The sequence below is a fragment of the Streptomyces sp. ICN903 genome, assembly GCF_022015835.1.
In the GTDB taxonomy this organism is placed as follows: domain Bacteria; phylum Actinomycetota; class Actinomycetes; order Streptomycetales; family Streptomycetaceae; genus Streptomyces; species Streptomyces fenghuangensis.
Map to the genome: position 1 here is coordinate 1 of NZ_JAKMAY010000385.1, position 4,624 is coordinate 4,624.

Below are 4,624 nucleotides of genomic sequence, written 5' to 3' on the forward strand. Positions count from 1 at the left end.
GGGGCGGGGGCGGGGGCGTCAGTCCCCGGCGCCGCCCCGACCGCCTTCCTGCCCGCCTTCCTGCCCGTCGTCCCAGGCGTCGCCCCAGTGCGCGTCCCGGGCGGCGCGGTAGGCCGGCCCGCGGCGCTTGGTGACGGTCTCGCGCCGCAGCCCGCCGCGTTCGGCGTCCGGCCCGGTGCACAGGTCGAGCAGGACCTGGCCCTTGCGGATCTGCGGCCTGCGTACGATCCGCGCCGCGGCGGGCGTGCCGTCCGGGCCGCCGCCGCCCGTACCGGGGCGGACCGCGGCCACGTAGGAGAACTTCTCGTCCTCGTACGCCAGCGATCCCCCCTTCACCTGCCGGTGGAGGGAGGAGCGGCTGACGCGGGCGGCGAAGTGGCACCAGTCCGAGCCGGGCTCTATCGGGCAGGCACCGCTGTGCGGGCAGGGGGCCAGGACGCGCAGTCCGGCGCCGATCAGCCGGCCGCGCGCCTCGATGATCCGCCGGTAGCCGTCCGGGGTGCCCGGCTCGACGACCACCACCGCCCGCCGGGCCGCCGCGGCGGCGGCGTCCACCAGCGCACCCCGGGCGTCCTCGGGCAGTTCGTTCAGTACGTAGGAGACGGTGACCAGGTCGGCCGCGTCCAGACCCGGTGCGGCGCCGATGCGCTCCTGCCGCCACCGGGCCCCGCGCAGGGCGGCCGAGCCGGAGCCTGCGGCCAGCTCGCGGCCGAGGGCGAGTGCGGGCTCGGAGCGGTCCAGCACGGTGGTGGCCCGGGCCTCCCCGGTCGGCTGCGCGCCGTCGCCCCAGACCGCGGCGGCGGCCCACACGGCCGCGCCCGTCCCCCCGCCCACGTCCAGGTGGGTGGCCGGGTCCAGCCGCGGTGCCCGGTCGGCGAGGGCGTCCAGGGCGGCGCGGACGGCCTCGAAGGTGGCGGGCATCCGGTAGGCGGCGTAGGCGGCGACGTCGCCGCGGTCGCGCAGGACGGGGGCGCCGGCGGTGCCGTTCCCCCGGTAGCCGCTGATCAGCCGCTCGACGGCCGCGGCGGCCTGCCGGGGCGGCAGTCCGTCGAGGAGGCGGGCGAGCGCGTCGCGCAGCTCGTCGTCGATGTGGAGGGGGGCGAACACCGGGCCAAGTGTAGGCGGGCGGCCGCCCGCGCCCCGCCGTCCGGTGGCGGATCCTCCTTCCGGCGGATTCCGCGGATTCGTTCCCGTTCGCTTCCGGCGGTCACCGGCCGCCCCTTCTCGTCGCGCATATGCCACTGGCCGTTGCATACTTTCACGGCATTCCGCTCCCCTTCCGTGAAGGAATCCGGATCACCGGATTCGATTGCGTTCGGCTGCGCACTCGGGGGGCAGACGATGCAGTGGAGTTGGGAAAGCAGCTCTGAAACGAGGAGGACCGATGCACAGGGAAGGCCGCCCACCGGAGCGATTGACGAACCGCTCACCGCAGACCGGGGACCGGGCGCGGGAGATAACACGCGGTTTCCTGCGGGCGGCCGAGCCGAACGCGTCCGAGGCGGACGTGGACGCCGTGCTGCTGGGCGTCTCGGAGCTGGTGTCCAACGCGGTCCGCCACGCCGGCGGGGTGACGGACTTCCGCCTGGGCTCGCGGGAGGGCGGCGTGCTGGTGGAGGTCTCGGACGCCAGCGTCCGGCGACCGAGGACGGTCCAGATAAACCCCTCCGTACCCGGCGGCTTCGGCTGGCTGCTGGTGCGCGAGCTGGCCACCGACGTCACCGTCACCCTCCACCCGGGCGAGGGCAAGACGATCCGGGCCTCCTTCCCGCTCCGGACCGCCGCCTGACACACGGGCCCCCGGGAATCGCGGAACGGAAGCCGCGGAACGGGACACTCCCCACGACACCGCGCCATTCCCGCGCGAAATCCGGACGCCGGTCGGCTTCTCCCTCTCAACTCGGCGGCCGAAAAGGGTTGTTCGCGTTTCCCGGAGAACCCGCACCGGAACCGGCGGCGAGCGGAGAGCACCGGCCCATGGTGACGCGGTGCGACACCGCGCGAGGCTCGCGCGTCGCAAGAGGGGATGCCGGGGCGGGGGATGCCGGGGCGGGCGGCCCGCCCGTCCGCCTCGCGTCTCAGACGGACATGACCCGCACGTCGTACTGCGGGATCCACTTGTCGCGGGTCATCAGGGTCATGCCCTCGATCTGCGCCTGGGCGACCAGCATCCGGTCGAAGGGGTCCCTGTGGTGTTCCGGGAGCCGGCCTGCCCGCACCCCGTGCCCGGCTGTGACCGGCAGGCCGGTGAACTGGCTGTCGCGTACACGCTCGGCCAGATCCGCCGGGCCTTCGAGCTTGCCGATGGACTGCTTGATCGAGATCTCCCACGGTGTCACGGCGCTCACGTACACGGCGGGCTCCGTGTCGAGCAGGTCCTTGACCTCACCGGAGAGTTCGGGGGAGTCGTCCAGCCACCACAGGACCACATGGGTGTCGAGCAGGAGTCGCATCAGCGCATCCCGAAGGCGTCGGCGATGTCGTCGGGCAGTTCGTCGAAGTCGTCCGGGATGTGGATGAGACCCTTGAGCGAACCGCGGCCGGTCCGCCTCACCCTGGACCGCAGGGGCACCACCTTGGCCACCGGCTCCCCCGCCTTGCTGATCACGACCTCCTCGCCCGTGGCGACCTGCTCGAGGATCCGGGAGAAGTGTGTCTTGGCTTCGTGCACGTTGTACTGCCGAGCTGCTTCCACGGCTGCCCCACAATCCGGTCACCAGGTGGACTAAGCGATGGACCAAGCATAGCCGGTACGCCCCCTCTTCCCGCCCTGGGAATCGCGGAACGGAAGCCGCGGAACGGGACACTCCCCACGACACCGCGCCATTCCCGCGCGAAATCCGGACGCCGGTCGGCTTCTCCCTCTCAACTCGGCGGCCGGAAAGGGTTGTTCGCGTTTCCCGGAAAACTCCGCACCGGAACCGGTGACGGGAGTAGAACGTTTCCCGATGGTGATGCGGCGTGGTGCCACGGACGGCGCCGGCGCGCCGCGCGGGCCGCGCGTCGCAAGGGGGACGGGGAATGCTGGAACAGGCTTTGGCGGCGCTGGCCGCCGCCGGGGGCACGGCGGTGGTGCAGGCCGCGGGCACGGAGGCGTGGACGACGGTGCGGGATGCGGTGGCCCGCTGGTTCGGCCGGGGCGACGAGCGGCGCGAGCGCGCCGAGCTGGAGCGCCTGGACCGCACCGCCGCCGAGCTGGAGCCGGGCGGACCGGAGCCGGGCGGGGGCCGGGACCAGGGCCCAGAGCCCGGCGCCGCCGGGTCCGCGCAGGCGCGCGTCCGCCAGGAGGCGGCCTGGCAGGCCCGCTTCGAGAACCTGCTGGAGAGCGTGGACGGCGACGAGCGCGCCCGCCTCGCCGGGGAGCTGCGCGCCCTGCTGGAGCGCCACTCCCCCGCAGGCGTCCCGCCCGCCGGCCCCTCCGTCGGCCGGGACGGGATGGCCGTGGGCGGGGACGTCCACGTCCGCGCGGACGGCGGCGTCGCCGGCGGGGTGATCCACGGCGGCGCCCATGTCCACCCTCGGCCGCCCGGTCCGCCCCAGGGCTGAACGGACCGGGCGCGGACGGCACGCCTCTGTCCGCGGAGGCGTACGTCCAGGCCCCGGGCGGCATCGGCGCCGGGCACATCGACCGGGCCAGCCTCCACACCCACTACCACTCCGATCCCCGCCCCCGCCCCGGCGTCTCCTGGCCGCACCTGGTCGGGGTGCCGCCCAGGGAGGCCGACTGCTTCCAGGACCGCGCCGCCGTGCGCGAGCTGGAGCGGGCGCTGGACGGCGGCGGCACGGCGGTGCTGTGCCAGGTGCTGTCCGGCATGGGCGGGGTCGGCAAGACCCAGCTCGCCGCCCACCACGCCCGCCGGGTCCTGGCGGCGGGCGGTGTGGACCTGCTGGTGTGGGCCACCGCCGCGACGCGCGAGGCGGTCGTCGCCGCCTACGCCCAGGCCGCCGCCGGGATCCTGTACTCCGACCCGGATCTGCCCGAGACGGCGGCGCGGGAGTTCCTGGCCTGGCTGGAGCACCGGCCCGGTCCGGAGCAGCGCCGCTGGATGGTGGTGCTGGACGACGTGGCAGACCCGGCCGACCTGCGCGGCCTGTGGCCACCGGCGAGCCCGCTGGGCCGCACCCTGGTCACCACCCGCCGCCGGGACGCCGCGCTGACCGGGCCGGGCCGCCGCCTGGTGCCGGTCGGCCTGTTCAGCCCGCGGGAGGCGAGGGCGTATCTCGCCGCGTCCCTGGCCGCCCGCGGCCGCCACGAGCCGGAGAGCGAACTGGATTCCTTGGCGGGCGAGTTGGGGTATCTGCCACTGGCTCTGTCCCAGGCCGCCGCCTACCTGATCGACTCCGGTCTGGACTGCGCCGCCTACCGCGCCCTGCTGGCCGACCGCGCCCGCGACCTGGCCGACGCCCTGCCCGACCCCGGGGCCCTGCCCGACGACCAGGCCGCCCCGCTGGACGCGGCCTGGTCGCTGTCGGCGGACCGCGCCGACCGGCTGCGCCCGTACGGCCTGGCCCGCCCCATGCTGCGCCTGGCCGCGATGCTCGACCCCAACGGCATCCCGGCCTCCGTCCTGACCTGCGGCCCCGCCCTGGCCCACCTCACCGCCCACCTCACCGACCGGGCCGC

At 75.2% G+C, this 4,624-nt stretch carries 6 protein-coding genes; 3 read left to right on the forward strand and 3 right to left on the reverse strand.

The features are described from left to right. Positions 1 to 18: 18 nt before the first annotated feature. Complete coding sequence (locus L7D48_RS26155; protein ID WP_237883150.1) at positions 19 to 1,107, reverse strand: small ribosomal subunit Rsm22 family protein; 1,089 nt, start codon at positions 1,105 to 1,107, stop codon at positions 19 to 21. Positions 1,108 to 1,384: 277 nt separating this feature from the next. On the opposite strand from L7D48_RS26155, the gene L7D48_RS26160 reads away from it, so the two are divergent. Further along, complete coding sequence (locus L7D48_RS26160) at positions 1,385 to 1,789, forward strand: ATP-binding protein (protein WP_237883152.1); 405 nt, start codon at positions 1,385 to 1,387, stop codon at positions 1,787 to 1,789. Between the two features lie 289 nt (positions 1,790 to 2,078). Here L7D48_RS26160 and L7D48_RS26165 read toward each other — a convergent pair whose 3' ends face one another. Continuing rightward, positions 2,079 to 2,453: a type II toxin-antitoxin system VapC family toxin gene (locus L7D48_RS26165; RefSeq protein WP_237883154.1), complete on the reverse strand. Its 375-nt coding sequence runs from the start codon at positions 2,451 to 2,453 to the stop codon at positions 2,079 to 2,081. Beyond that, entirely contained in the window at positions 2,453 to 2,695 is a 243-nt protein-coding gene (locus tag L7D48_RS26170) for a type II toxin-antitoxin system Phd/YefM family antitoxin (protein ID WP_237883156.1), read from the reverse strand. The genes L7D48_RS26165 and L7D48_RS26170 overlap by 1 nt, the downstream gene beginning before the upstream one ends. Positions 2,696 to 3,021: 326 nt before the next feature. Between L7D48_RS26170 and L7D48_RS26175 the strand changes: the two genes are divergently transcribed. Both L7D48_RS26175 and L7D48_RS26180 read left to right on the forward strand, forming a co-directional pair. Then, complete coding sequence (locus L7D48_RS26175; protein ID WP_237883158.1) at positions 3,022 to 3,546, forward strand: hypothetical protein; 525 nt, start codon at positions 3,022 to 3,024, stop codon at positions 3,544 to 3,546. A gap of 158 nt (positions 3,547 to 3,704) precedes the next feature. Then, on the forward strand, positions 3,705 to 4,624 hold a 920-nt coding region (locus L7D48_RS26180; RefSeq protein ID WP_237883160.1), incomplete at its 3' end, for an NB-ARC domain-containing protein.

Coding starts and splice junctions, on each gene's coding strand:
- L7D48_RS26160 (WP_237883152.1), top strand. CDS start 1,385: ATGCACAGGGAAGGCCGCCCACCGGAGCGATTGACGAACCGCTCACCG.
- L7D48_RS26165 (WP_237883154.1), bottom strand. CDS start 2,453: ATGCGACTCCTGCTCGACACCCATGTGGTCCTGTGGTGGCTGGACGAC.
- L7D48_RS26175 (WP_237883158.1), top strand. CDS start 3,022: ATGCTGGAACAGGCTTTGGCGGCGCTGGCCGCCGCCGGGGGCACGGCG.